Below are 24141 nucleotides of genomic sequence, written 5' to 3'. Positions count from 1 at the left end.
GCCATGAACGCTGACAGGCGCACATTCCTGGCAACGGGGAGCGCGTTTGCCGCGCTGCTGGCGAGCGGCTGCGTTGCGCGGCAGTCCGGGTTGACCGGTGCAACGGCGCCAAGCCCCTACGGCGCCTTGCAGGCGGACCCGGCGGGTCTGCTCGATCTGCCAAGGGGCTTTTCCTACCGACTGATCTCGCGGCTTGGCGATGCGATGGACGACGGCGGCACCGTGCCCGATCGCGCCGATGGCATGGGCTGCTTCGGCCTTGGCAAGGGCAAGCTCGCCCTTGTGCGCAATCACGAACTCAAGGTGCAGCATGATGCGGGCGGCGAGCTTGTTTCGGGCTTCGATAGGCGCAGCGGCGGCGGAGTGCTTCCCGGCGGGACGACCACGCTGGTGCTCGATGCCGCGAGCGGCAAGGTCGAGCGTCAATATCGGTCGCTCGCTGGCACAATTCGTAACTGCGCGGGGGGCGTTACCCCGTGGGGGAGCTGGCTGAGCTGCGAAGAAGACATGACACGTGCGGGGGACGGTGTCGGGCGCGACCATGGCTGGGTGTTCGAAGTTCCCGCCAGCGCTCCGGGCCTGGTGGACCCTGTCCCCCTGGAGGCTATGGGCCGCTTCAACCACGAAGCCGCTGCAGTCGATCCCGAAACCGGTATTGTCTATATGACCGAGGACCGCGACGACAGCCTTCTCTATCGCTTCATTCCGGCCTTGCCCGGCAAGCTTCTCGCTGGCGGCAAGCTTCAGGCGCTGGCTGCCGACGGCATTGCAGACAGCCGCAACTGGGATGGTCGCGGCATGGCGCCGGGCGGTGCGGCAAAGGTGCGGTGGATCGATCTCGAAAATGTCGCCAGCCCCGAAGACGACTTGCGGCAGCGCGGAGCGGCAAAGGGGGCGACGCTCTTCGCGCGGGGCGAAGGCATCCATATGGGAACCGGAGAGCTCTTCTTCTGCTGCACATCGGGCGGCGCGGCAAAACTCGGGCAGGTGTTCCGCTTTAGCCCCGGCAAAGGCCGGCTGGACCTGTTTTTTGAAAGCACCTCGCCCGACCAGTTCAATTATGGTGACAATCTGACAGTGGCGCCCAACGGCCACCTCATTGTCTGTGAAGACCAATACACCGACGTGGTCGACAATCACTTGCGCGGGATCACGCCGGACGGACACGCCTATCCCTTCGCGCGGTTGCGGACGCAGACCGAACTGGCCGGGGCCTGCTGGTCGCCTGACGGCATGACGCTCTTCGTCAATGCCTATAGCCCCACGGCGACGCTGGCGATCACGGGGCCGTGGCTGCGCTGACGACGGAATAGCAGCTGCAGACACTCAACGTGCCGCTAATGGCAGCTCCAGAGCAATATTTGTTCAAAACCGACGTTCCGCTCCCGGCCCATTTTCAGTCAACCGACTGAGTCGTACTGCCGGACGCTGAACAGGCTACCGATGAACGAAATTGTCAAAGGCTTTGCATTGCGCGGCCGCGCTAGTGACGTAAGCCCGTTGCGGACCAGATTTGCCGGGTCTATCGGCTTCCTGAGGACGTCTGCACGAGGATGGCCAGCAATTCCGAGTCTCGCCGTCTGCGCAGCGAACTACGCGGTGGCCAAATACTCGATCACGCGCAGCTGCTCGTTCTCGTCTTCTTCGAGCCGAAGAGCCTGCAGCGCGAGGAAGGTCCCGAAGTGCTGCATGAGGAGGCGACCGAGAAGACGGGCCCAGCCATAACCCTTTTTGTCCGCCAGCGGCAGGGTTCCCGCCCCGACGGCGGTTCCGTCCGCGGGCTCGGCGTAGTTCAGGACAAGTTGTAGCAGGAGCCTGAGCCAGACCAGCTCGGTCGTTGTGATCGGCCTACCACGGAGCGCCTTGGTTCTCGTCTCGAAAGCTGCGATCGCTTCGACGATCTTGTCAGATCGAGCCTCTCGTAGCGCCCTCTCCTCGGGCATTTGCGTGGGTCGCTGTGCCTTTGGGACTTCTTCCCACACCGCTTCTTGTTCGGTTATTGCGCTAGGTTCGTTTGCGGTAGGATCCTGTGAGGCAGTTCGCCTCAGCTCCGCGTCCTCTTCCTCGGAGAGATCCCGCGAGACAAGGTCGATGAGCCGGTTGAAGCTTCCCTTCTTTCTCGCGCTTTCACGTAGTCGTCGTAAGACAAGGTGGAATAGGTCCGCTCTTCTTCCCTCGTGTCGCCCACCCTGGCCTTGGCAAACTTCGTCGAGGGCGACCCGATCTCGTGGAGCTCAATGGTCTCTAGCTCGGCGAGGAAGCCAACGAGCTCGAGGTCTTCTTGGGTGGCTCCCAGCAAACGGTCAGCAACTTTTGCCTTTCTGCCACCGCTCGAGGGGAGCGTGGAGGGAGCAAGGACGTCGAAGTCGAGCACCATGGTCACGGCTGATAAGCTGCCGTTCGGCGAACTGGACTCGGGCTGCCCGGGGCCGCTCGGGCTCGAGGGCGATGGACCAGCCGGTTTCCTCGAGGGCACTTATGGCGAGGTCACCCCACGGGCTTGCGCCTAGCCTGTCGAGGAGGCAGGCGCTCGTTGGTACGAATTTCAAGCCCGGCGCAGGCTTCCACGTGATCGTGCTGCGACGAAGCTGGAAGGTGCCCGCCTCGCGGGGGCCTCTTTCCTCGGCCTTGACCTTGGAGTAGACCGGTTCCGGCAACGAAGAGGGATCAAGTTGAGCCCCGCGATAGCCGTCCAGCTCGAGCCGCGCGAGCGCCGTGCCCGGCGCTACCCGCTGGTAAACGGCCGCCTCCGCGTTACCGTTGGCAACCGTAGGCCCGAGCAGGGCAGGGACGGTGCAGTTGACGCTTCCCGACATGACGTGGTCCCAGTCGCGGCCGAGCGCGACGACCAGTTTCGCGTGGTTGAAGCGCCCGTTCCCTTCGCCCTCTATGTCAAACGACTCAATGCCGGCAGAAGCGTCGTAAGCGCTTGTCGGGAACTCGCCCCTGCTCTTCTCGATGAGGAGATCAATGGCTGGCGTGCCCAGCGCCACGCGGAGCCGCCTGAGGCCCTCGAGCTTGCGGTCCCAGTAGGGGGACATGACGATCAGTCGGCTAATCTCGTCGTCGCCGACGTTGGCGACCAGTTGCTCGAGGATAGTCGCGGGGCCTCGGTCTAGTAGTAGCGCGAGTCCGTCGGGAGCATCCTCTCCGTCCGCCGACCCTTCACCGGCGAGCCACGGCGAAAGCGACAGGGCGCGGTGGCGGGCGACCGGGAACCACGGGTCGCTGGCCGGGGTGTAGGGCTCGATGTATTCGAAGGCTTCCCGGAATAGCGGCAAGAACCTAGGATCCTCCCGCGCGTACGAGAGGTCAGCGACGAGCTCCCTGTTTCCCGCGATCCCCAAGGCGGTAAGGTTGGCCGACCCCACCAGCAGCTGCCCCTTCTCCTTGCCGAGCAGGAGTGTGACTTTAGGGTGAAAGGCGCCGGGCACGTCGACCTTTGCCAAGTGGTAGAGCGAACCCGCGAAACGCGGGAGGCCAAACTCCTCGAGGCTTAGGTTGGGCATCGACTGGTCCGCGAGGACAGTGACGTTCCGGCAACCCGCTCCCCTGAGCTTGGGGAGCGGGACTTCCTCGAACGCCTGCGCGGTAAAAGAGAAGGTCGTGAGGAATGCCGAGTGGTAGCCGGTGTCACCGAAGACGTCGTAGTATTTCATGCCTTCGCGAGCTCCGCCCTACCTAGCGGGGTTATGCCGCTCTCATCTATGAGGCCGCCGTCGACGAGGAACTGGATCGCCTGGTCGAGGCGGGGGCTGCTCGGCGGAATCCGGAAGTCGTCACGATAACGCAACGTGCCCTCGTCGGGCTCCAGCAGAAAGGTGTATGCCTTGTATCGAAGCTTGCGCGAGGCGACCCACAGGTGTCTCTTAATGTCGCGATCGGTGACGATCCGGCCGAGTGCCTCGCTCGTCGGGAGGCGTAGCAGGGTCTCGTAGAACTTTACCTCCGTCACGAGAGACTGAAAGTACTCGTCGATGTTCAACCACTCGAGGACTCCTGGGCTAAATTCTCCAGTGCGCCTGTAGAGCCGGGCAAGGAGGCGAACCGCGCCCGCCACCATCTCGTCAGTCTCACCCCTTTTCTGGGCCGAGAGCATCGCTTCGGTCAGCTCTCTCGTCGTCTCGTTTTTTCCTGAGTTTGCGAGGAAGTCCTCGAAACTTGTCTCGCGCCGGGCCTCCGCTGCCTCAACCAAGCTGGCCACGGTCGCGCCGATCGTGAGCCCTCCACCTACCCCGCCGCGCACTTCGACTAGAGACGCCTTGAGCAGGCACTCGTAGGCCAGCCGGAGGAGGTCGCTCGCCTGGTAAAGCGCCCACGCCTCGCAGACCTCGCTCGACAAATTGTTACCGGGCTAGTCAGCGAGCTCGAAGAACTCCCACTTGAGCTCTTCGGTCCTCGGCCTCTTCGCCGCCGCCTCGGCCCGCGCCAACACCAGCCTGAGCGTTTCACGGCGGCGGGCGTTCTCGATCGACGCCTTGCCAAGCCGACCGAGCAAAGCATCGACGAGTGCGGCCTGCTCCGTGCTCCCAGGTTCGACCCTCGATGGCAGGAAGACAGCGAGGTCGTCGAGCTGGGAAAGCGAGGCCTTTCCGTCGTTGAGCGCTTCGAGGAACTCACCCGACCGGGAGCCTACCGCTTCTTCGAACGATTCCGCCAGCGGCAGCAGCGCCGCGCTGGTGCAATAGGGGATACCGATGTCCTCGTCGTAAAGCTCGACGAGGTCCATGTCGTACATCTGCGTCGAGTAAATGGCGCCGAACGCACCGCCCTTGTTGCGAAGGTAGCGGTCCTCGAGGGGCGCGTCCGGTGCGGCCGCCAGGTCGAACGCGATCACCTGACCATTGTCCTCGTCCTCTCCCGCCTCCGAGAGCCGGCGCCATGCCCAGTCAATACCGGTTACGCCGACCTCGCTGCCTTCTCGGGCGCTTGCGAGTGCCAGCAAGACCTCAGCCCGCCTATGGAACGTGTTGAACGCGCGCGGGTCGTTTTTCTGCTCGACTTTCGCGAAGGCCTCGAGCACCCAAGCGAAGAAGGAATAGTAGCGCAGGCGAAGCGTGATCGTGCTGATGCCAGGTACGAGCGACTGGAAGAGGACCTCGACCGGTCGCTGCATTCCCAACGGATCCAACCCGCTATCTTGGCCGATCTGTGTCCACTGGGGAAACCCGGGAGCGCGCAGGATCACCACCGCGGCCTATCTCCACCCGCGCCTCGTCGCGCAGCAAGCGTGCTTCTTTGAGCCCGACCTCGGGATAGCGCCCGAACGACAGCTTCTTTTCCTTGCCGTAGTAGCGATATTTCATCCGCCATAGCTTAGAACCATTGGACCGCACCAGCAGGTCCAGGCCACCGCTGTCAAAGATCTTCCAGTCGCGTTCGCGCGGGCACGCTTGTCTCACTTGGAGGTCGGATAACGCCATGGGGCCTCGGGCAAAAAAGGCCCCCGAGGCCCCCAGGTCGAAACCGATCTTCAGCGATCGCCAGCGGTCAACACTGACGATTTTTATATGCTATTTCAGAGACTTTCGCAATCTCCCGCGAGCTTTGGCGAAAGAACAGATGGTGCCCCATAGAGGACAAAGATGGGCACTCTAATCATTGGAGAATTTTCGTGACACTCTGACAGTATAGAGGGAGAGTGCTGTTCGTCGTTAGCTACCACGACGTGGCTAGCAGTTCGGCCTGCTGGATCACGGTATGCACAGCCGCGTCCTGGAGGTCCGGCGGATAACCGTATTTGCGCAAGATGCGTTTCACAAGGACGCGCATCCTCGCTCGTGCCGATTCACGGTGCGCCCAATCGACGCTTGCATTCGCTTTGAGGTTCTCGACGAGTTCAGCAGCAATGATCTTGAGGCTGTCATTGCCCATAATATCGACGGCACTCTCATTGTCCGCCAAGGCTTCGTAGAAGGCAATCTCCTCATCGGACAAACCTCCCTCTTCTCCTCGCGCCAATTTCTCGCGTATTTCTTTTGCGAGTTCGATCAGCGTCTGCAGCACCTCGACGGTGCTGACTGCATTCGTGTGATAGCGCGCGATGGCGACCGTAAGCCGTTCGGAGTATTTCCGACTTTCGACAGCGTGGGTTTGCGACCTGGACCGGATCTTGTCGGCCAGCAGCTTCTTTAGGGCATCAAGCGCCAGATTGGGCCGCTCGCTATCGCGCATTTCTGCCAGAAATTCATCGGATAGGATTGAGATGTCTGGCGAGGCCATACCCGCCGCTTGCAGAATATCGATAATTTCCGTCGAGACGACAGATCTGTCGATCAGCTGTTGAACCGCGAGTTCGCGATCCTTCTTGGATTTCGTAGCACCGCTACTTTTGACCAGCGCGGCTCGCACAGCCTGATAGAAAGCTACCTCATCGCGGATGGCCTTTGCCTCATCACTTGCGGATGCCAAGGCAAAGGCCTTGCTTAAGGCTAAGACCGAGTCTTGAAAGCGCCGATGCGCGGTCTTCCTTGCTTCGTCGGCTGTTTCCTTCTGCGCCGCTTCGTGCTGACGAGCCAAAATCCATTCGAGCGCTTCGGCGAGACATTTCAAACGCTGGCTCGGCGTTCCGCGCATTCCGGGCCCACAATCGAAACCGTGGAACATGGCACTTACGATTTCGAACCGCTCGAGCATCACGCGGATAGCCAGCTTTTCGTCGATACCGGTCTTTTCGCGGTCGGATGGCGAATAGATGCCAAGCGCTGCTTTCAGGTTTTGGGCGATACCGATGTAGTCGACAACAAGTCCGGCTTCCTTATCGCGGAAAACGCGGTTCACCCGCGCGATGGCCTGCATCAGACCATGGCCGCGCATCGGCTTATCGATATACATCGTATGCATCGACGGAGCATCGAAACCGGTTAGCCACATATCGCGCACCAATACGAGCTTGAGGGGGTCACTCGCATCCTTGGCACGTTTCGCCAGCTCATCCCGGCGTGCCTTCCCGCCTATGTGCGGCTGCCATTCCTGAGGGTCCGAGGCGCTGCCGGTCATCACAACTTTCACCGCGCCCTGCGACACATCGTCGGAATGCCATTCCGGACGAAGAGCGACAATTTCGTCGTAGAGCGCCACGCAGATACGGCGGCTCATGCACACGGCCATTGCCTTGCCGTCTAACGCCTCAAGCCTTCGTTCGAGATGCTCGACCAGATCGGTTGCGACGAGCTTCAACCGTGCTTTGGAGCCCACCAAACGCTCGACTGCGGCCCAGCGGGCCTTCAGCTTTTCCTGATCCGAGGCTGCCTCGTCCTCAGTCAGTTCCTCCACCTCGGCATCGATAAGTGGCATCTGATCTTCCGGCAGCTCGATGCGCGCCAATCGGCTTTCGTAATAGATCGGCACTGTGGCACCGTCTTCGACCGCACGGCTGATATCGTAGATATCGACATAGTCGCCGAACACCGCTGGCGTGTTCACATCGTCCTTTTCGATAGGCGTCCCGGTGAACCCAATAAATGATGCGTTCGGAAGGGCATCGCGCAGATACTTTGCGTGGCCATAAGCGCGTTTGCCGGTCTTGGGCTCGATGCGCGCGCGGAAGCCGTATTGTGACCGGTGCGCTTCGTCCGCCATCACAATAATGTTTTGCCGCTCACTAACTGGTGCGAGTTCGTCCTCACCCTCGGCCGTCGCGAATTTCTGGATCGTAGTGAAAATCACCCCGCCCGCCGCTCGGTCAAGCTGCACGCGCAGATCATCGCGGCTGTCGGCCTGAACCGGCTTCTGACGGATGAGATCGCTGCACATGGAGAAGGTGCCGAACAGCTGGTCGTCGAGGTCGTTGCGGTCCGTGATGACTACAACGGTGGGATTTTCCAATGCAGGATCGCGGACGAGAAGGCCGGCATAGAACGCCATCAGCAGGCTCTTGCCCGATCCCTGGGTGTGCCAGATTACCCCGATCTTCTTGTCGCCAGGCGCCTGCTCTGTCTGACTTGGCAGGCCATAGTTGAGCGGACTTTCACGTAACGGGCCGTCGCCTCTAGCAGTCGCATAGGGCAAAGCACGAAGCGTTGCTGACAAGGCGTTTTTGGCAGCGAAGAACTGGTGATACGCCGCGGCAATTTTGACAATCCCGCTGCCGGTATCGCCAAATACTGTGAAATCGCGCAGCAGTCTAATCAGGTTGCCCCGGTCCAATACCCCTTTGATGAGAGTTTCGAGCTGGGGATCGCTTGTAGGCGCGATGGTTTCGCCGTCGACCGAACGCCAAGGCATGAAGCGCTCTTCATCTGCTGTAAGCGAACCGACACGCGCCTTGATGCCGTCAGAGGTGACCAAGACAGCATTGGTTCGAAACAGGGCCGGTATTTGCGCCTTGTAAGTCTGGAGCTGGTTGAAGGCGCCGGAGAGTGTCGCGTTCTCATCGCCTGGGTTTTTCAGCTCGAGCACGCCGAGCGGCAAGCCGTTGACGAACAGCACCACATCTGGACGGCGATTGTGTCCCTGCTCGATAACCGTGAACTGGTTCACGGCCAGCCAGTCATTCTGATCGAAACCGCCGCTGCCACCGAAATCGATCAGGCGAACACGGTCTCCGCGCATCTTTCCGTCGTCGTAGAATTCGACAGGCACGCCCTCGACCAAGTATTGATGAAGCCGCCTGTTCTCCTCCACCAACGATGGCGTTTCGCTTGCCAGAATGCGACGAATGGCCTCTTCGCGCGTGTCAGCGGGGATTGATGGGTTCAACCGCTCCACTGCATCGCGCAGACGGTCGATCAAGACTACATCCTGGTACGCAGCGCGCAAAGGCTGCGGGCTGTCCGGAGACACATCGGGTCCGTGCGCGATCGTCCAGCCTAGTTCACCGAGCCACTCGAGTGCCGCTTCCTCGACGTGATCTTCGACGAACTTGCCCACTACGCGAGCTTCTCAAAACCGCGGCGCACGACACTCGCCATAAGATCACGTCGTTTTTCAAGGAACTGGTCGTAAGGCATCGCCTCCCATCCCATGGGCAAGCCATGAGACCGATGCATTTCGGCCCAGTCCTCATCGGAGAAGCGAACCTTGATCTGCGGCACATAGTCTTGCGGCGCCTTGGCGCTGATGTCGATGTTGTCCGGCCACTCTACCAGAGCATAATTCGCCATCTGGTTGCGCATCCGCTGGTCGCTTACGCCTTGCGCTTCAAGCCAGGCTTTAGGGAACAGATGGTGCCGCTCCAGCGCCTTCTTCGTCGTCTTGATCGTGGGATCCAGCATATCCGAAACGGTTTTGTGCGAGAACAGCACTGGTGCGCCGAGCCGGTTCTGCGCTGCGAAGAACGCGAACAGCTGCGGGTTGCGGGCAGACGAACTGTCGAATTGCGATGGGAGGGTGATCTGCCAGAAATCGTTGGTCAGCTCGCTGGTGATCTCTCCGTCGAGCCACGACAGGAAGGCGTCACCGGTATCGATTTCGCGTATGCGGGCGAGATCGCCATCCATCACGGTTTCGGGCGAACTGGTGTAGCGACCGGTTAGGGACGCGAAGAAGAACCAGCGACCGATTGCGCGCTGCAATTGATGCTCGGCCAGACCGAAACGAACCTTGCCGATCAGGTAGAAGGCATAGCCAAACAGCAGCGCATTGGTGGATGAAACGAGCTCTCCGCTGCGGAAACCCGCGCCGACCAGCGCCTTGAAATACTGGTGCCAGTTGTTGAGGTTGAGGACGTGCGCCTGCGCCTCCGCCAAGATGTCGAACTGGTCCTGTCTGCGCTGCGGATCGTATTCGCCGGTGTCCGGGTCCTTGCCCCGCAGGACCTGATAGACGCTTTTCAAACGCCCACGGTTGAAAGCCAACGCCACTGCCACGCGGAGAAGCTGGTCAGGGTCTGGCTCGAGAAAGTGGTTGAACGGCGACGAGTCCGAACCTTTCGCCGGGACCCTTGCCGCCCTGCAGAACTGTTCGAGATCGGTGCGTCCTTCTTCCCAGAACACCGACAGCAGGGTAAGGATGAAGTCAGCCTGGTTCAGCTTCACCCCCTCGCTGTTGATCCGGACGAAGATGTCGGCAACCTGCTCTTCCTCAACCGATTGCGCGATTTCCAACGCTGTGAACGGATACTTCTGCAGGTCGAAAAGGCGATCGAGATTGTGCGCGATGTGCTCTTCCTCGGCCTCGCTCAATTCCACCTTCTGGCCCAGCTTGTCGATGAAACCATTGACCAGCTTGCGGCTCGACGCACCCGAAGACCATAGCTGCGAGATGTTGGGTATCCATTCCGGATCGCGCCGAATGGCAGCATCCGCCACCTCGAATTTGCCGTCGCTAGGGCGAAAGGCGATTTCGATCTGGCGATAGGCGTAATTCTCGTCGAGCACCTTTTGGCCGCGGAACACGGCATAGAGTGAGGTTAAGCGCTGCTGCCCATCCACGATCAGGCGAGCGGGCACATCTCGCTGCTTTTCATCGAACCCGATCTGCTTTGCGCCGCTTTCGACCGCATTCTCCCAGAACAGGAGATAGCCCACCGGGAAGCCGCGATACATAGAATCGAACAGGTCGCGGACCTTGGCGTTCTTCCAGACGAACGGGCGCTGGATATCTGGTAAACCGATATCGCCAACGTCTATAAAGTGCAGCAGGCTCGAAAGGTCGTAATCGACGCGCTTGAAACAGGTCTTCAATTCACTCATGCGCACCCCCTGCTACATAATCAGTAGTTTGCGAACTTGCTCAAATCGCGAGCAATCGCAATCCCTTGCAAGGATTTACGGACGACCGTTGCGATGTCGCCCCACTCTTCTGCACCTTCGGCCAGCGCAGTTTCCAACAGCTGGCGTTCTGAGTGATCCAGCTGGTCGATGTGCCACGCTATCATCGGAGCGACGGTTTGGTCGAATGCCGCTTCCAGCATCGGATGCGGGCCTTCCTGCGCCTCGTGGCAATACTCGTCCCAAACGGTTTTGAACCGGTAATCATCCCCGAAAATGCCGCTTGCCGGCATACGCTGCATGGCGTGGATCACCTTGCGCGCGAGTGCTTGGATACGGGTGTCGGAGAACCGCCACGCTGCTTTCCAGAGCGCCGAGTCCAGATCGTCGCTCATGCAGCAGAAAGCTTTTTGCTCGATACTTCGCCGACGCGGATTTCGCCGGACATTAGCTTGGGCAGCAGCAGGTCGCGGGTCTGGGCAAGCGTGTGACTTTCCGCGACATTCGCTCGAATCTTGGAAAATAGCGGCGAAACGATGGTTCGGAATGCTTCGTGAAGCGCCTCATTCGGCTGAGCCAGCGAGAGACCTTCGAAAGTCTTACGGGTTATCGTGGAGAACACCGACCCATGCGCCATCGATTTCAAGCGATCGACCATGTGGCCCGCTGCGAGATAAACGAATTCATCGCTAGCACCACTAAGGCCCTGAAGGGCATAACAAGACTGATTAAAGGTCAGATCTTGTGCGGCAATTGCGCGGTTTCCGACCGTTCCTCGCGCCGAGATAATTGTCGTTCCTGCACGCACAATTCTGGCAGACGAATTCTCGATGCCCTCCTGCGTTATGGTTTTTTCGGTCCTGAAAACGAAAACATCGCAGGCTGAAGGCGTGTCGACAACAGAGAACCAGGGAATCGGACCGTTCCAATAATCCGCGATTGACGTCTTTGGCGTGCCACCTCCGATAATTTCGAAATGCTCTGTGAGGGGAGAGAACTTCCACCCCTCCGGAACGCCAGCATCGCCGAGGCGGTCGGGGAAGAGCGACCAGAGGTCCGGCGCGAGATAGGGGGTATCGCCGGCCATCTTGGCCTTCACAGGGCCGAAGTCGACGAACCAGTCGCGGAACAGCGCCCGCGCCTGCGCCTCCAGCGTTTCGTTCATCCGCCGGTTCAGCTCGATCTTATGGTCGAGGGCGTTGAGAGTCGCCGAGATCGAGTTTTGCTCGTTCTCCGGCGGAAGAAGAAATTCGAATTCTTTGATCCGGGTCGGCGATGTGTGTTTGACGGTCGACCCTGTGGCACTGCCAACTACGCAGTTCCTATAGGCCGGTGTCCTCATCAGCCACCCGAGAAAGTCCAGACTGATCGCCTTGTCTTTCGACGTCACGAGACCGATACGTTGGTTGTGAAGCAATCGCGGACCGTCTTTCGGCACAATTGCCGAATATCCTAGGGTATCAGCTTGTTTGCTTAAGTCGGTCATGGTGACGATTAGGTCCCCTGGCTGAAGAACATACTCGTCAGGCACAGGGCCGTCATAATATTTGAGTTTGTCCGACTTGAAGCCTCCCCCGATCGCGAAATTGCCGGGCGTCACGAGCACATCATTGGTCTGATAATCGACGAAGTGCTGCCCTTTGAAAGCGAAACCGTGCTTGATATCGATAAGCTCGGCGAGAGAACTAGGCTGCCAATCAATCATTGGCGAAGACCTGAGACAGTTTCTCCCGGATCGTCGCCGTTAACCGCTCCCCCTCGTCAAACTGATCCTCCAAAGTCGCTTGCAACGATGCGAACTTCTCCGCGAACGGCACGCCGTCATCCTCAACATCTTCCGCGCCGACATAGCGCCCCGGCGTCAGCACATAGCCATGCTTCGCCACCTCTTCGAGGTTGGCGGAATACGCGAAGCCAGGCACGTCCTCGTAATCCTTGCCCTCGCGCCAAGCGTGGTAGGTGTCGGTGATCCGCGCGATGTCCTCATCCGAGAACTCGCGCCGAGTGCGGTCGACCATATGGCCGAGCTTGCGGGCATCGATGAACAGGATTTCGCCGCGCCGATCGCGCAGCCTGGCATCGCCGACCAGCCCGTTCGACTTGTCCTTGGCAAGGAACCACAGGCACACCGGGATCTGCGTCGAATAGAACAGTTGGCCGGGCATGGCGATCATGCAGTCGATCACGTCGCCTTCGACCATTGCCTGCCGGATCTCGCCCTCGCCGCTCTGCGTGGAAGACATCGAGCCGTTGGCCAGCACCACGCCCGCCGTGCCCGCCGGTGCCAGATGGTGCAGGATGTGTTGCAGCCAGGCAAAGTTCGCATTTCCCGCAGGGGGAATGCCGAACTTCCAGCGCCCGTCCTCACGCAGACGGTTGCCGCCCCAGTCCGACACATTGAACGGCGGATTGGCGAGCACGTAATCGGCGCGCAGGTCTGGCAATTCGTCGCGGTGGAAGCTGCCGTCGCTGTTCCAGCGAATGTCTGCGTCGATTCCGCGCACCGCCAGGTTCATCATGCAGAGCCGCCAGGTCGTATGGTTCGACTCCTGACCATAGACGGCGATGTCGCCAATGCGTCCGCCGTGATTCTCGACGAACTTCTCCGACTGCACGAACATGCCGCCCGATCCGCAGCACGGGTCATATACGCGGCCATCATGCGGCTGCAGCATCTCGACCATGGTGCGCACGACCGAGCGCGGGGTGTAGAACTCGCCCCCGCGCTTGCCTTCTGCACCGGCGAACTGGCCGAGGAAGTATTCATAGACGCGGCCGAGCACATCGCGGCTCTGCCCCTCGTCGGACTTGAAGCCGATGCCGGAAATGAGGTCGATCAGCTCGCCCAGCATGACGGGGTTGAGCGCAGGGCGGGCGTAGTCCTTCGGCAGCACGCCTTTGAGCGAAGGGTTCACCTTCTCGATCTCGAGCATTGCCTCGTCGATCAGCTTCCCGATGCCGGGCTGCTTCGCGCTCGCCTGCAGGTGCGACCAACGTGCGGGCTTCGGCACCCAGAAGACATTATCGGCCCGGTATTCGTCCTCGTCCTCGACGCCGTCCGGATACTCTTTTTCAAGTTCGGCGCGCTTGGCCATGAAGCCATCGGAAATATGTTTGAGGAAGATCAGACCGAGGACGACGTGCTTGTAATCGGACGGCTCCATATTGGCGCGGATCTTGTCCGCTGCCTTGAACAGCTCGGCCTCGAAACCGAGGTCGCCGCCCTTAGAACTGTCTGCTTTCTTTGCCATTCTTACCCCTCATACCATGCGGCTGCGACGGGATAGCAAGGCGGAAAGGGTCTCGCTACGCCCATCTAGGCAAATTGGCACAATCTTGCTGTAGGTGATCGATGAAAACCGAATAAGCCTTACGCAATGCCACAGCATTATATTGATTTTCAGCAAGTAAATTGACTACCCATCACAGGGTAGAACAGGGGAATTTGAATGAACGCCGAGGCCAATCCGCAAGTGCGCAAGCTGTTCGATGAGACGCGGCGCCGGCTGGTTGAGACTGGCACTCGCAACCGGCTCGTGCACGTCAACAGGGCGAACACGCGCGGCGCCGTCGTGAATATTATCAACGAACGCTCAGATGACGTCTACGCCATCCTTCCGAGTGGCAAAACGATGCGCTTTCGCGCCCTTGGCAAGGACAAACACGAGCAGGGGGAAATCCTGCTTGCGGAAGATACGGGTGAAACGGAGACTTTCGACGAGAACCGCTACACCGACAACTTGCTGGAAAGCCCGCTGGGGCCGGACGCTCTTGCCAAGAAGCTCCTGAAGATCGCGCGGGATGCGCGCACCGCCGAGGAGGAGCAAGGGGTAAACATCCTCTACCTGGCACTCGGCTTCGTCACCTGGTTTGAGGATGAGAAGTCCGAAGTTCGCCGAGAAGCGCCCCTTGTCCTTCTTCCGGTGGAACTTGTCCGCAACCAGCGCACTTCGACATATGACATTCGCATGCGCGGTGAGGATCTCATTACGAACCTTCCGCTCCAGCAGCGATGGCAGGACGATTTCGGGTTGGTTCTTCCCGAACTTGAAATCGGCGAGGACTGGCAGCCATCGCAATACTTCGACGAGGTCGAGGAAATTGTCGAAGAGCGCGATCGCTGGGAAATCGACCGTGATGCCATTCAACTGGGCTTCTTCTCGTTCTCGAAACTGCTCATGTATCGCGACCTTGATATCGATGTCTGGCCCGATAGCGCGCTGGAAACCCACGAGCTCGTCAAAGGCCTCCTTTATGAAGGGTTCGAGGGCGACGACGACGCAATTTTTGGCGAAGAGGACAAGCTCGACGATGTCTTGCCGCCGGACAGAATCTTCCACGTAGTCGATGCCGATGCAAGCCAGGCCCGAGTAATCGAAGAGGCCCGGTCTGGTCGCAACCTTGTCGTGCAGGGGCCGCCGGGCACAGGGAAAAGTCAGACCATCGCCAACATCATCGCGGCTGCCGCGCAGGAGGGCAAAACCGTCTTGTTCGTGGCCGAGAAGATGGCCGCACTGGAGGTCGTGCACGATCGGTTGGTAAAAGTCGGCTTGGCAGACATCTGTCTTGAATTGCATTCCCGTAGCGCGAACAAACGCCAGGTGCTCGAGGAGCTGAAGCGAACCCTCAACGCAGGTGCCGCCGTGCCTGCAATTCCCGCAAGGCCAGAAGCGCTGCAGCATAGCCGAGACAAGCTCAACGCCATCGCCCAGGCTCTCCATTCGCCGATCGGCGATACAGGCGAAACGGCGTTCGGGATGCTGGGCCGCCAAGCGCGCTTCATGGGCTTGAAAGCGCCGCCGCCAACTTTCGCTGCAGACGGCCTGGCTGAAATGGATCGCGCTGCCGAAAGCAAAGCGGTGGATGCACTCAAGCTTTATGGTGGCGCACTGAAGGAGGCTGGCGATCCAGCCAAACATCCGTTCCGGACAGTAACCGTGACGCAGCTTCAGCCGGTCGATCAGGCAAGATTGCGGCCGATGCTAGATGAGGCACGGGAAGCGGTAACGGCCCTTGATAGCGTCATGAATGCCGCTTTGGATTCTCTCGGATTGGCTGAAGGCGGCTGGTTCGACCTGGTCGCGCCGGTCGAAGAACTCTTGGTTGCACTCTCCGGCTTGAAAGAGGTCGATGGCAACCTTGCCAGAGAGCTTCTGCAATGCCGTGACATTGACCGCTTGTCTGAGGCCCTGGCATCTGGTCGCCGGTGGCGCGAAGAACGCGATGCGGCCAGCGACCACTTCATTGAGCACGCCTTCACGAGTGATGTGGCGCATCTTCGCGCCCCGCTCGTCGCAGGGACAACATCATTCTTCGCTCGCTGGGGCAGCCCTTATCGCAATGCCTCACGTGAACTTGCGGGATTGCTAAACGATCAGCTGCCGAAATCTGCCGATGAGCGTGTGGAGCTAGTCGATAGGCTTTTGCAAGTTTCCCGGCTCCGGAATGAATGGGGGCACGAGGAGGAATTTTGTCGGGCCGCGCTTGGCGAAAACTGGCGCGGCGAGCGGACCGATTGGGAGGGCATTGAGGCTGTCCGGGCATGGGCGGCGCGAGTGGCGTTAGCCAACGCCGATCTTGATGCCGAACCCGATTTCCTCGTTTCCACTGCCGTAGCCAGGGAGCGCGAAAATTGGGTGGATAAGATCAAACAGTTGGCGGGTCCGGCACGGACATCAGTCGCGCTTGTTCGCGATCGTCTCGGGATAGCTGATGACCGCTTCGAAGAAGGATGGAACGATGCGCAACTAGCCGAAATCGCCGGCGCTCTGGCGCAGATGTCAGGGGCAATAGAACGGTATCCAGAGTGGGCCGCCCTTATCGACGCTCGCACAAAGGTAGACGCCGCTGGCGCTGGCTCTCTCGCCGATCGCATGGCGTCCGGGGAATGCGCTGCCGATGCAGCTGTCGTTGAACTCAAATTTGCAAGGGCGGAAGCGATTTGGGAACGTGCACTAAGCGCCGAACCGGCGTTGCGGGAGCTCAGCAGCGTCGATCGCAACGCCCTGGTTGCAGACTTTACCAAACTCGAGAAGCAGCATCTGCGGGACAACGTAACGCATATTGTCGCCAACCATCTCGGCCAGCTCCCGCGCGGTGCGTTGGGAGAAATGAAGGTGTTGCGCGGCGAAATGGGGAAGAAACGTGGCCACAAAGCGCTTCGTCGCCTGTTTTCGGAGGCGCCAAATGCCATCCAGCGCATTAAACCGGTGCTGTTGATGAGCCCCATCTCGGTGGCACAATATCTGACACCAGGGATGCTTTCTTTCGATCTGTTGCTTATCGACGAAGCCAGTCAGGTGCGCCCCGAGGATGCGCTCGGTGCGATCGCCCGTGCTAGCCAGATCGTCGTCGTCGGCGATCAAAAACAGCTCCCACCGACCTCCTTCTTCGACCGACTTACCAGTGCCAGCCAAGATGAAGACGACGATGAACAGCTCGAAGACGAGGATTTGCTTGGTGGCGCCGCCCAGCTGGCAGAACTGGAAAGCATCCTGACCCTGTGCGAGGCGCGGGGCCTCGGTGCCCGCCTGCTCGAATGGCACTATCGATCGCGGGATCCTTCGCTCATTCGCGTGTCAAACCGCGAATTTTACGCGGACCGCTTGATACTCCCACCTTCGCCATTGGAGAAAGACCCAGCTTACGGCCTCGTTTTCACCCAGGTCCCAGGCGCATATGACAAGGGTGGTCGTCGCGATAATCGGCTGGAGGGCGAAGCTCTGGTAGAGGCCGTTGCAAATCACGCACGGACGATGCCGGACCAGTCACTGGGAATAGTTACGTTCTCTGCAACGCAAAAAAATACGATCACCGAACTCCTTGAACTTGCTCGTCGCAAGGACGCCATTCTTGACGATTTCCTCCGCGAAGGCGGTGCTGAGGATGTCTTCGTCAAGAATATCGAGAACGTTCAGGGCGACGAGCGCGACGTGATTTTCATCAGCGTCGGCTATGGCCCGACGGAACCTGGCGGGAGAATGATCGGCGCGAGTTTCGGCCCGGTTAACTCCGAAGGCGGCGAACGTCGTCTCAATGTGCTTTTCACGCGGGCTAGGCTTAGGTGTGAAATCTTCGCTTCCTTCGACCCGGGCGAACTTGATGTAAGTCGCGCTTCACGGGATGGGCCGCGCGTTCTCAAACGTTTCCTCGAATTTGCGAAGCATCGCCAGCTCGTCGAGCATATGCCGACTGGCGAGGAAGCCGACACCCCCTTTGAGGAGGATGTCGCGGACACCATACGGTCCTTCGGTTTCCTTGCAGATCCACAGGTGGGATCAGCAGGCTTCAAGATTGATTTGGGCATCCGCCACCCTGACAGACCGGGAAGTTATTTGCTGGCGGTTGAGTGCGACGGAGCTACATACCATTCGGCCTTGTGGGCGCGCGAGCGCGATCGCCTCCGTCAAGGCGTGCTGGAGCATCTGGGATGGCGCTTCCATAGTGCTCTGCCACCTGAAAACTGGACCATTCGCAGTTAGAGTTTTCCGCCGTAGACATCCTTGGCTGGACGAGGAGTTACGGCATGAAGGCATCGAAGTTCACGGACGCGCAGAAGGCGTTCGTCATCAAGCAGGGCGAGGAAGGCACGCCGGTGGCGGAGGTGTGCCGTAAGGCAGGTATCAGCCAGGCGACTTACTTCAACTGGAAGAAGAAATACGCGGGGCTGATGCCGTCGGAGATGCGACGTCTGCGTGATCTGGAAGATGAGAACGGCCGACTGAAGCGGATCGTCGCTGACCTGACGCTGGACCGCGAGATGCTGCAGGATGTCATCAAACGGAGTCGCAGACGGCCAAGCGAAGCGCGGCCAACGCTCTAAGGCCGGATCGGAAGCGCGAGATTATCGACGCTGTTCGGCAGGACTGGCAGGTGACGATCCGTAGGGCATGTTCTGCCTTGCAGTTTGATCGGTCGACCTATCACTACCAGTCCCGCCGAACCGATCCGGCCTTTCTGAAGAAGCGCATCAAGGAGATCTGCGAGACCCATGTCCGCTATGGTTATCGGCGTGTGTATTACATCCTGCGTCGGGACGGTTGGCATGTGAACCTGAAGAAGGTCTACAGGCTTTACAGGGAGTTGGGCCTGCAGCTGCGCAACAAGACGCCCAAGCGGCGAGTGAAGGCGAAGCTGCGAGAGGATCGTGCGCCGGCGGTCCGACCGAACGATGTCTGGGCAATGGACTTCGTGCACGATGAGCTGGCGACTGGTCGCAAGCTGCGGATCCTGACGGTGGTGGATACGTTCTCCCGGCTATCGCCGGTGATCGATCCCCGGTTCAGCTATCGCGGTGAGGACGTGGTCGCCACGCTGGATCAGGCATGCAGGAAGATCGGCTATCCGAAGACGATCAGGGTGGACAATGGCAGTGAGTTTATCTCTCGGGACATGGATCTGTGGGCTTACCAACGCGGTGTGATCCTGGACTTCTCCCGCCCTGGCAAGCCCACGGACAATGCCTTTATCGAAGCGTTCAACAGCAAGCTGCGCAGCGAATGCCTGAACGCTCATTGGTTCCTGTCGCTGCAAGATGCTTGCGAAAAACTGGAGGCCTGGCGTAGACACTACAACGAAGAGCGACCGCACAGCGCGATCGGGAATATCCCCCCGATAATGCTGGCAAACTCAGCCGGTGCATCCAGCCCACCGGAAATGAGAAAGGCGGAAAACTCCAGACCTAAGTGGTCCGACGTTGGGTAGCAGTGCAACAACCGCCCGACTCTAATCGAGACTGGAGGAAAATCAGGGGGTCACGTCAAACCCCCGACGACGTCGTCGAAAGCCTGCCGCCAAGCATCGGAGTGTTCGGCGATTTCGCAGGCTTCGTCTGGTGCCACCGGCGACACCACTAGGTCGAGTTCGCTGCAATAACGAGCTTCGTCCCTCTTGCGCCGGGCAATGATGGCGCTTGCGATCGAACGCATGACCGCCATCAAGAAATACTCCATCTTGAGTCCGGCAGGGCAGCTGCGTGACGTTAGCGTCCGTAGAATCGCTTCCTGCAGGATGTCTTCCGTGTCGAACCCGGCGGTAAAAGCGCGAATTCGCGCCATTCGCATGAGCTTTGAATTTGCCCGAAGGTCGAGCGCCGCAATTGCTGCGCGAACCTGGGGCTTCGTGAGATACGAGCGTGTCGCGTTATTCGTCGATGTATGCGCGGCACTGCCCGAATTCGGACAGGCGCTCCTTGGTTTTTTAATTTCATTGCCGTTGCCGGCAGCTGCCTTCGCCATGGTTTCCTCGCTGGGCGAGCGAGACCACGGATGTGGACAGCAGTGTCGAAAATGTCATTTCGCGACCTCGAGCGCCAGTCGAACGCGCACGAGTTTGTTCGGGTTCACAGGGTTAGCGCGACTCGAATTAAGGTCTCCGGCTCGGGGTTCTGTCCCGGCACGCTGCATCGCGACACTGCTTTGCCATGGAACAGTTTAAAAAATGGTTACTGTCGCCTGCCCGCATCAGCGGAGGTTGATTTTTCTTGCGCCGGACCGACGATGTCCGAATTTCTCCAGTCCGGCGCATAAGTATGGGGAAGGCTCAAGCAGCGTTGTCAAAACCCTCGGCGATTTTGCCGTGCAGGCTACCAACGTACGCTCGCAACTCGCCAGCCAGCCCATGGTCCGGACGTCGTCGCAAGAACCCTTCGACCAGCGTTACGATGGCAGGTTCAAGCCGTAGGCCATTCGTGCCCTGGGCAACCAACCACCCAATTTTTGCGATGGCGAGCAGAAGACAGTCCAGCTCGACGTGATCGCGTAGTTTTCGCCAAGCTCCATCGCTGGCCGGGCGTGGAACGGACGATTTCGCTGCGACGAGGTCGAACGGCACACCCATGCGCAGCAAAAGCTGGCTGAGATGGGTCCACGTTTTACCTCCCCCTTTCATCATTAGGCCGAGATCGAGATGAGGGCGCGGGCCTTTCCGGCCAGGCTGGTCGATGAGCTGCGGTGGCAGCCGGACGCCGTGGGCGATGCTCGCGTGCAACAGGATCGGCACGTCGGTCGCCAACCCGCCATAGGTGATGACGGGCTTGTCGTCATTCGCACGCAGATAATCGAAGACCCTGGTGACCACGCCAGCCTCGTCAGCCCAGTCCCGCTCGCACCAGCTGCCGATCTCGCCGGTGATCACCCGTCCTTCTTCGTCGATGGTGAACTGAAACACGCCGGCGGCCATGACCTTCTTGACCGCCACAGCACGATGGTTTGATTTTGGATCCATAGCCTTGTGCTGCTTGTACAGGTCCTTGTCCCAGAAGAATTCCGCATCGAGCGCGATATACGTTTTTGCCATTCTGCTTTTCCTTTCATCTAGTGTTGGCATCATCACGCTTCGTCAGAAGGGGAGTGAGCGCGCCCGCTCGAGCGCTCGCCATGCCTGCCAGGCGGCGACGAGCGACGCCCGCTGGTGCGGCGAACATTGCGACCAAAGGTACGCCGCCCAAAGGCACTGCGCTTCGTCCGGTACTCTGCGCGATCGCGACAGGACGTCCGAACCGGGCCCGGCTCGCTCGATCCGGTATGCGGCCGCAATTTCTTCCAGCACGCTGTTCGCGCATTCGAGCGGGAGAATATCGAGGTCCGGACGATCCCCCTGGAGCAGCTGCAGGTCAGCGGGCGGCAGCGGTCCTCCAGAGGCGAATGCGTGCCGCAGGTAATGCTGCGATGTGCGGGATGCCCGCGCGATAAGTGTCGCACCTGCAGGGATGCGCTCGGCGACGCCAGCCAGAATATCGGCCCGGTTCGCTGTCCGATCGAACGCGCGGTGATCGATAGCGAACCTTGCGCCGCCCTTTTGTTCGCGGCGGACAGTGAAGATGGCGGTCGATCGTATAGCGGATCGCGGGCTGCTTTCGCCGGGATCGCGGATGATCGCGAGCGAGCACAGCACCCGCGGATGGCGTCTATGGGAATGGGGCATGCTGAAAATCCTGTTCTGAAAAACGAGACAGGCGGCGCCTTCTGTTGGAGACGCCGCCTGCGTATTGGTGATAATCGATGTGAAGCTGGTCAGGCCAAGAAGTCGGCGAAGGCCTGCGCGTCGGTGAACAGGCTGAAATAGCCGGCTTCCCACTGGTCAGGATCGACCTCGACCGTGATCATGGCAGCGCGGATGTCAGTCCATGCGCGTTCGACGCCGCGCTCGACTTTCGCGCTCGACGGCACGGCGCACGATCGCAGCACACAGCGTTTGTCGAGGCGGAAGGCATGGCGGCGATCGGTGGTGACAAGCAGGATCGGCTTTCCACGGCTCAGGCGGCACGGCTCGACCTGCATGATCTGCGCTCCGTCCTTCGTCCGGTAGATCAGCGCGATCCCAGCGCAGATGCTGGTCTGATCGTTGGCGAACATCGCCAGCAGCGAGTCCTGCCTCGCCGTCATCGCCGCCCGGGCGACCATTTCAAGCGCGGGTTCGGATGGGTAGTCCATGGTGCCGATTGTGAGCGCGTCAGTGAAAGCGCCGGGTTCGGTGGGCAGACCCAGCGCTTGGGACAGGGCACAGGTCAGCTGCTGGCGGGGGCATGCCCCGCCGATATCGAGATCGATCATTCGTAGTTCCTTGTTGTGTGGTTGGCGGCCTATTGGCCGGAGCTTTTTTCCGTTCAGCCGGATGGCTCACATTCCTTGCCTTCTTTAGGCGCTTACCCGTTCAGGCCGGAGTCCACATGGTGTGGAACCGATACCGTTCGCTTGCAGGCAGCGGGACGATCACGGGCTCTTTTCCGATGGTCGACACGTACCAATCAAGCTCTCGCTGGTAGGCTTCATCGCGCACATGCTTGTGCCACACATCATGCAGCCGCCCCCACGCCCAACGATAACGTTGCTCGCGCAAATCGTCTTTGTATCCGTATGGCGCCCCCTGCGCCTCGAAGCGCCACGCTGGCGCATCCATCGCCGCCAGCGTTTTGGCCATGACGGTCTCGCCATCATCGCAGACGTGATCAAGAAGCTGGACCAAGGCAAGAACGTCGTCCTTCGCGCGGTGGGCTGAAGGCATGTAGTAACCAGCCTGATTGAGAAGGTAGCCTTGCGGTCCCGGCTCAAACCCGATCTTGCGCCACGGCACGTCAGCCATTGCGCAGCCCCACGGGACAGGCACATGCCGCCCAAGCATCTTTTCAATGTATGGCCTGTCAAAGCCAGCGTTGAAGGCCACGGCACCATCGCAGGATGTCAGCATTTCTGCGACTTGATCGTCGTCGATTGATCGCCCGGTAAGTTCCGTGTCGGTGAGACCGGTCAGTTCCACGATCTCTGCCGACAGCGGGTGACCCGGATCGACCAGTCCGCTCCTGACGACTTCGACAGCAACGATGCGTCCGGCATCGTTTACCAGGACTATCGCCATGCACAGTTCGATGATCTGATGCCGCTCAACGGCTAGTCCAGTTGTTTCGCAGTCGATAACCGCAATCCGGCGGACGGCTTCTCCTTCCGGCGCCAAACGTGGCCAATTGTCCCGGTCGCGAACCGGATGAAGAACGCGTTTGACGCTATGGTGGTTGAAATCGGTGCCGGTCTCGTCCGGGCGCTTGTTCAGCTTGTTCATTTATGCCTCGTGTCACGAGGCCGACCGAAGGGCTTTTCCCCTCTACCAACCGACCTCGGACAGCGACGCTGGCCGGTCAGACTTTTCCTAATGCGGCGACATGCCCAACCATTCGGTACTTTGATTTGAAAGACTGCTTTGCGCCCCATTCCGGACGTTCGGCCTCTTCCAAAGAACCCCTCAAAGCGGCCATCACGATGAAGACAGAGCAATCGACGATATATCCTCCTCCGGATTGATGACCTTACCGGCTTCCTTCCTCTCAGAGTAGCGGTCGACCAACTGTTCCGAGTGCGGGCGCAGGAGGACCGTAAAGCGGACTAGTTCCTCCATGACGTCCACAATCCGGTCGTAGAACGAGGACGGTTTCATGCGGCCGGCCTCGTCGAACTTCTCGTATGCCTTCGACACGCTGGACTGGTTGGTGATGGTGAACATCCGCATCCAGCGTCCAAGCAACCGCAGTGTGTTGACGGTGTTGAACGACCGTGAGCCTGCCGACACCTGCATGACTGCCAGCGTCCGCCCCTGAGTAGGGCGCATGCCTCCGATGCTTAGCGGCAGGTGATCGATCTGGGTCTTCATGATGCCGGTAATCTGACCGTGCCGCTCCAGGCTGCACCAGACCATACCTTCGGACCAGAACGCATGCTCGCGCAATTCGTGGACCGCTGGGTGGTCATCCGCCCCAATCTGATCGGGTAGCGGCAGGTCTGACGGATCAAAAACGCGCGTCTCCGCGCCGAACAGCTGCAGCAATCGAACAGCTTCCTCAACCGCGAGGCGCGAATACGAGCGCTTCCGCAGGGAGCCGTAAAGCAGCAGGATACGCGGCGGTGGCTGGTCGGAACCGAGGTTCTTGGCAGGACGGGCATGGACGAAGGACGGCTCAACCGCCGGGAAGGTGTCGGGATCGGGCAAGGGACGCCGACGG

18 protein-coding genes and 1 pseudogene are annotated in these 24141 nt (G+C 59.9%); 3 read left to right on the top strand and 16 right to left on the bottom strand.

The window, feature by feature from the left end:
• Nucleotides 1-3: 3 nt before the first annotated feature.
• On the top strand, nucleotides 4-1302 hold the full coding sequence (locus QQW98_RS06905; protein WP_290136786.1) for an alkaline phosphatase PhoX: 1299 nt from the start codon (nucleotides 4-6) through the stop codon (nucleotides 1300-1302).
• 290 nt (nucleotides 1303-1592) lie between these two features.
• Here the strand turns inward: QQW98_RS06905 and QQW98_RS06900 are convergent, their stop codons facing one another.
• The 10 genes from QQW98_RS06900 to QQW98_RS06855 all read right to left on the bottom strand — a co-directional run bounded on the left by QQW98_RS06900 (nucleotide 1593) and on the right by QQW98_RS06855 (nucleotide 13903).
• The gene (locus QQW98_RS06900; RefSeq protein WP_290136785.1) at nucleotides 1593-1943 is read right to left on the bottom strand and encodes a hypothetical protein; all 351 of its coding nucleotides are present in this window, start codon (nucleotides 1941-1943) and stop codon (nucleotides 1593-1595) included.
• Between the two features lie 360 nt (nucleotides 1944-2303).
• A complete protein-coding gene (locus tag QQW98_RS06895; RefSeq protein WP_290136784.1) occupies nucleotides 2304-3659 on the bottom strand; it encodes a phospholipase D-like domain-containing protein in 1356 nt (451 codons plus the stop codon).
• The gene (locus QQW98_RS06890; RefSeq protein WP_290136783.1) at nucleotides 3656-4342 is read right to left on the bottom strand and encodes a hypothetical protein; all 687 of its coding nucleotides are present in this window, start codon (nucleotides 4340-4342) and stop codon (nucleotides 3656-3658) included. The genes QQW98_RS06895 and QQW98_RS06890 overlap by 4 nt, the downstream gene beginning before the upstream one ends.
• Before the next feature lie 12 nt (nucleotides 4343-4354).
• Nucleotides 4355-5116 carry a hypothetical protein gene (locus tag QQW98_RS06885; RefSeq protein WP_290136782.1) on the bottom strand — a complete coding sequence of 254 codons (762 nt, stop codon included), beginning with the start codon at nucleotides 5114-5116 and terminating at the stop codon, nucleotides 4355-4357.
• A 19-nt stretch (nucleotides 5117-5135) separates the two neighbouring features.
• Nucleotides 5136-5423: an Arm DNA-binding domain-containing protein gene (locus tag QQW98_RS06880; protein ID WP_290136781.1), complete on the bottom strand. Its 288-nt coding sequence runs from the start codon at nucleotides 5421-5423 to the stop codon at nucleotides 5136-5138.
• Nucleotides 5424-5658: 235 nt separating this feature from the next.
• The gene (locus QQW98_RS06875) at nucleotides 5659-8871 is read right to left on the bottom strand and encodes a type I restriction endonuclease subunit R (RefSeq protein ID WP_290136780.1); all 3213 of its coding nucleotides are present in this window, start codon (nucleotides 8869-8871) and stop codon (nucleotides 5659-5661) included.
• Nucleotides 8871-10634, bottom strand: a complete 1764-nt coding sequence (locus QQW98_RS06870; protein ID WP_290136885.1) for a GmrSD restriction endonuclease domain-containing protein — start codon at nucleotides 10632-10634, stop codon at nucleotides 8871-8873. The genes QQW98_RS06875 and QQW98_RS06870 overlap by 1 nt, the downstream gene beginning before the upstream one ends.
• A 20-nt stretch (nucleotides 10635-10654) precedes the next feature.
• Nucleotides 10655-11047, bottom strand: coding sequence for a hypothetical protein (locus QQW98_RS06865; protein WP_290136779.1), 393 nt, complete (start codon nucleotides 11045-11047; stop codon nucleotides 10655-10657).
• Nucleotides 11044-12357, bottom strand: coding sequence for a restriction endonuclease subunit S (locus QQW98_RS06860; protein WP_290136778.1), 1314 nt, complete (start codon nucleotides 12355-12357; stop codon nucleotides 11044-11046). Before QQW98_RS06860 ends, QQW98_RS06865 begins: the two co-directional genes overlap by 4 nt.
• Nucleotides 12350-13903 carry a class I SAM-dependent DNA methyltransferase gene (locus tag QQW98_RS06855; RefSeq protein WP_290136777.1) on the bottom strand — a complete coding sequence of 518 codons (1554 nt, stop codon included), beginning with the start codon at nucleotides 13901-13903 and terminating at the stop codon, nucleotides 12350-12352. Before QQW98_RS06855 ends, QQW98_RS06860 begins: the two co-directional genes overlap by 8 nt.
• A gap of 198 nt (nucleotides 13904-14101) precedes the next feature.
• On the opposite strand from QQW98_RS06855, the gene QQW98_RS06850 reads away from it, so the two are divergent.
• Both QQW98_RS06850 and QQW98_RS06845 read left to right on the top strand, forming a co-directional pair.
• On the top strand, nucleotides 14102-18133 hold the full coding sequence (locus tag QQW98_RS06850) for a DUF4011 domain-containing protein (RefSeq protein ID WP_290136776.1): 4032 nt from the start codon (nucleotides 14102-14104) through the stop codon (nucleotides 18131-18133).
• A 44-nt stretch (nucleotides 18134-18177) separates the two neighbouring features.
• Nucleotides 18178-19355: pseudogene (locus QQW98_RS06845) on the top strand (IS3 family transposase).
• Between the two features lie 50 nt (nucleotides 19356-19405).
• On the opposite strand, the gene QQW98_RS06840 reads toward QQW98_RS06845, so the two are convergent.
• The 6 genes from QQW98_RS06840 to arsH all read right to left on the bottom strand — a co-directional run bounded on the left by QQW98_RS06840 (nucleotide 19406) and on the right by arsH (nucleotide 24128).
• Nucleotides 19406-19888, bottom strand: a complete 483-nt coding sequence (locus QQW98_RS06840) for a hypothetical protein (RefSeq protein WP_290136775.1) — start codon at nucleotides 19886-19888, stop codon at nucleotides 19406-19408.
• Between the two features lie 304 nt (nucleotides 19889-20192).
• Complete coding sequence (locus tag QQW98_RS06835; protein WP_290136774.1) at nucleotides 20193-20948, bottom strand: 3'-5' exonuclease family protein; 756 nt, start codon at nucleotides 20946-20948, stop codon at nucleotides 20193-20195.
• A 42-nt stretch (nucleotides 20949-20990) separates the two neighbouring features.
• The gene (locus QQW98_RS06830) at nucleotides 20991-21575 is read right to left on the bottom strand and encodes a hypothetical protein (RefSeq protein WP_290136773.1); all 585 of its coding nucleotides are present in this window, start codon (nucleotides 21573-21575) and stop codon (nucleotides 20991-20993) included.
• Between the two features lie 89 nt (nucleotides 21576-21664).
• A complete protein-coding gene (locus QQW98_RS06825) occupies nucleotides 21665-22204 on the bottom strand; it encodes a hypothetical protein (RefSeq protein ID WP_290136772.1) in 540 nt (179 codons plus the stop codon).
• A gap of 100 nt (nucleotides 22205-22304) precedes the next feature.
• Entirely contained in the window at nucleotides 22305-23207 is a 903-nt protein-coding gene (locus QQW98_RS06820) for an exonuclease domain-containing protein (protein WP_290136771.1), read from the bottom strand.
• Nucleotides 23208-23399: 192 nt separating this feature from the next.
• Nucleotides 23400-24128: an arsenical resistance protein ArsH gene (arsH, locus tag QQW98_RS06815; protein WP_290136770.1), complete on the bottom strand. Its 729-nt coding sequence runs from the start codon at nucleotides 24126-24128 to the stop codon at nucleotides 23400-23402.
• Between the last annotated feature and the right edge of the window lie 13 nt (nucleotides 24129-24141).

The sequence above is a fragment of the Alteriqipengyuania flavescens genome (assembly GCF_030406725.1).
Lineage (GTDB): Bacteria > Pseudomonadota > Alphaproteobacteria > Sphingomonadales > Sphingomonadaceae > Alteriqipengyuania_B > Alteriqipengyuania_B flavescens.
Note: the sequence above shows the minus strand (reverse complement) of the source record. Positions and strands in the feature narration are given on the sequence as shown.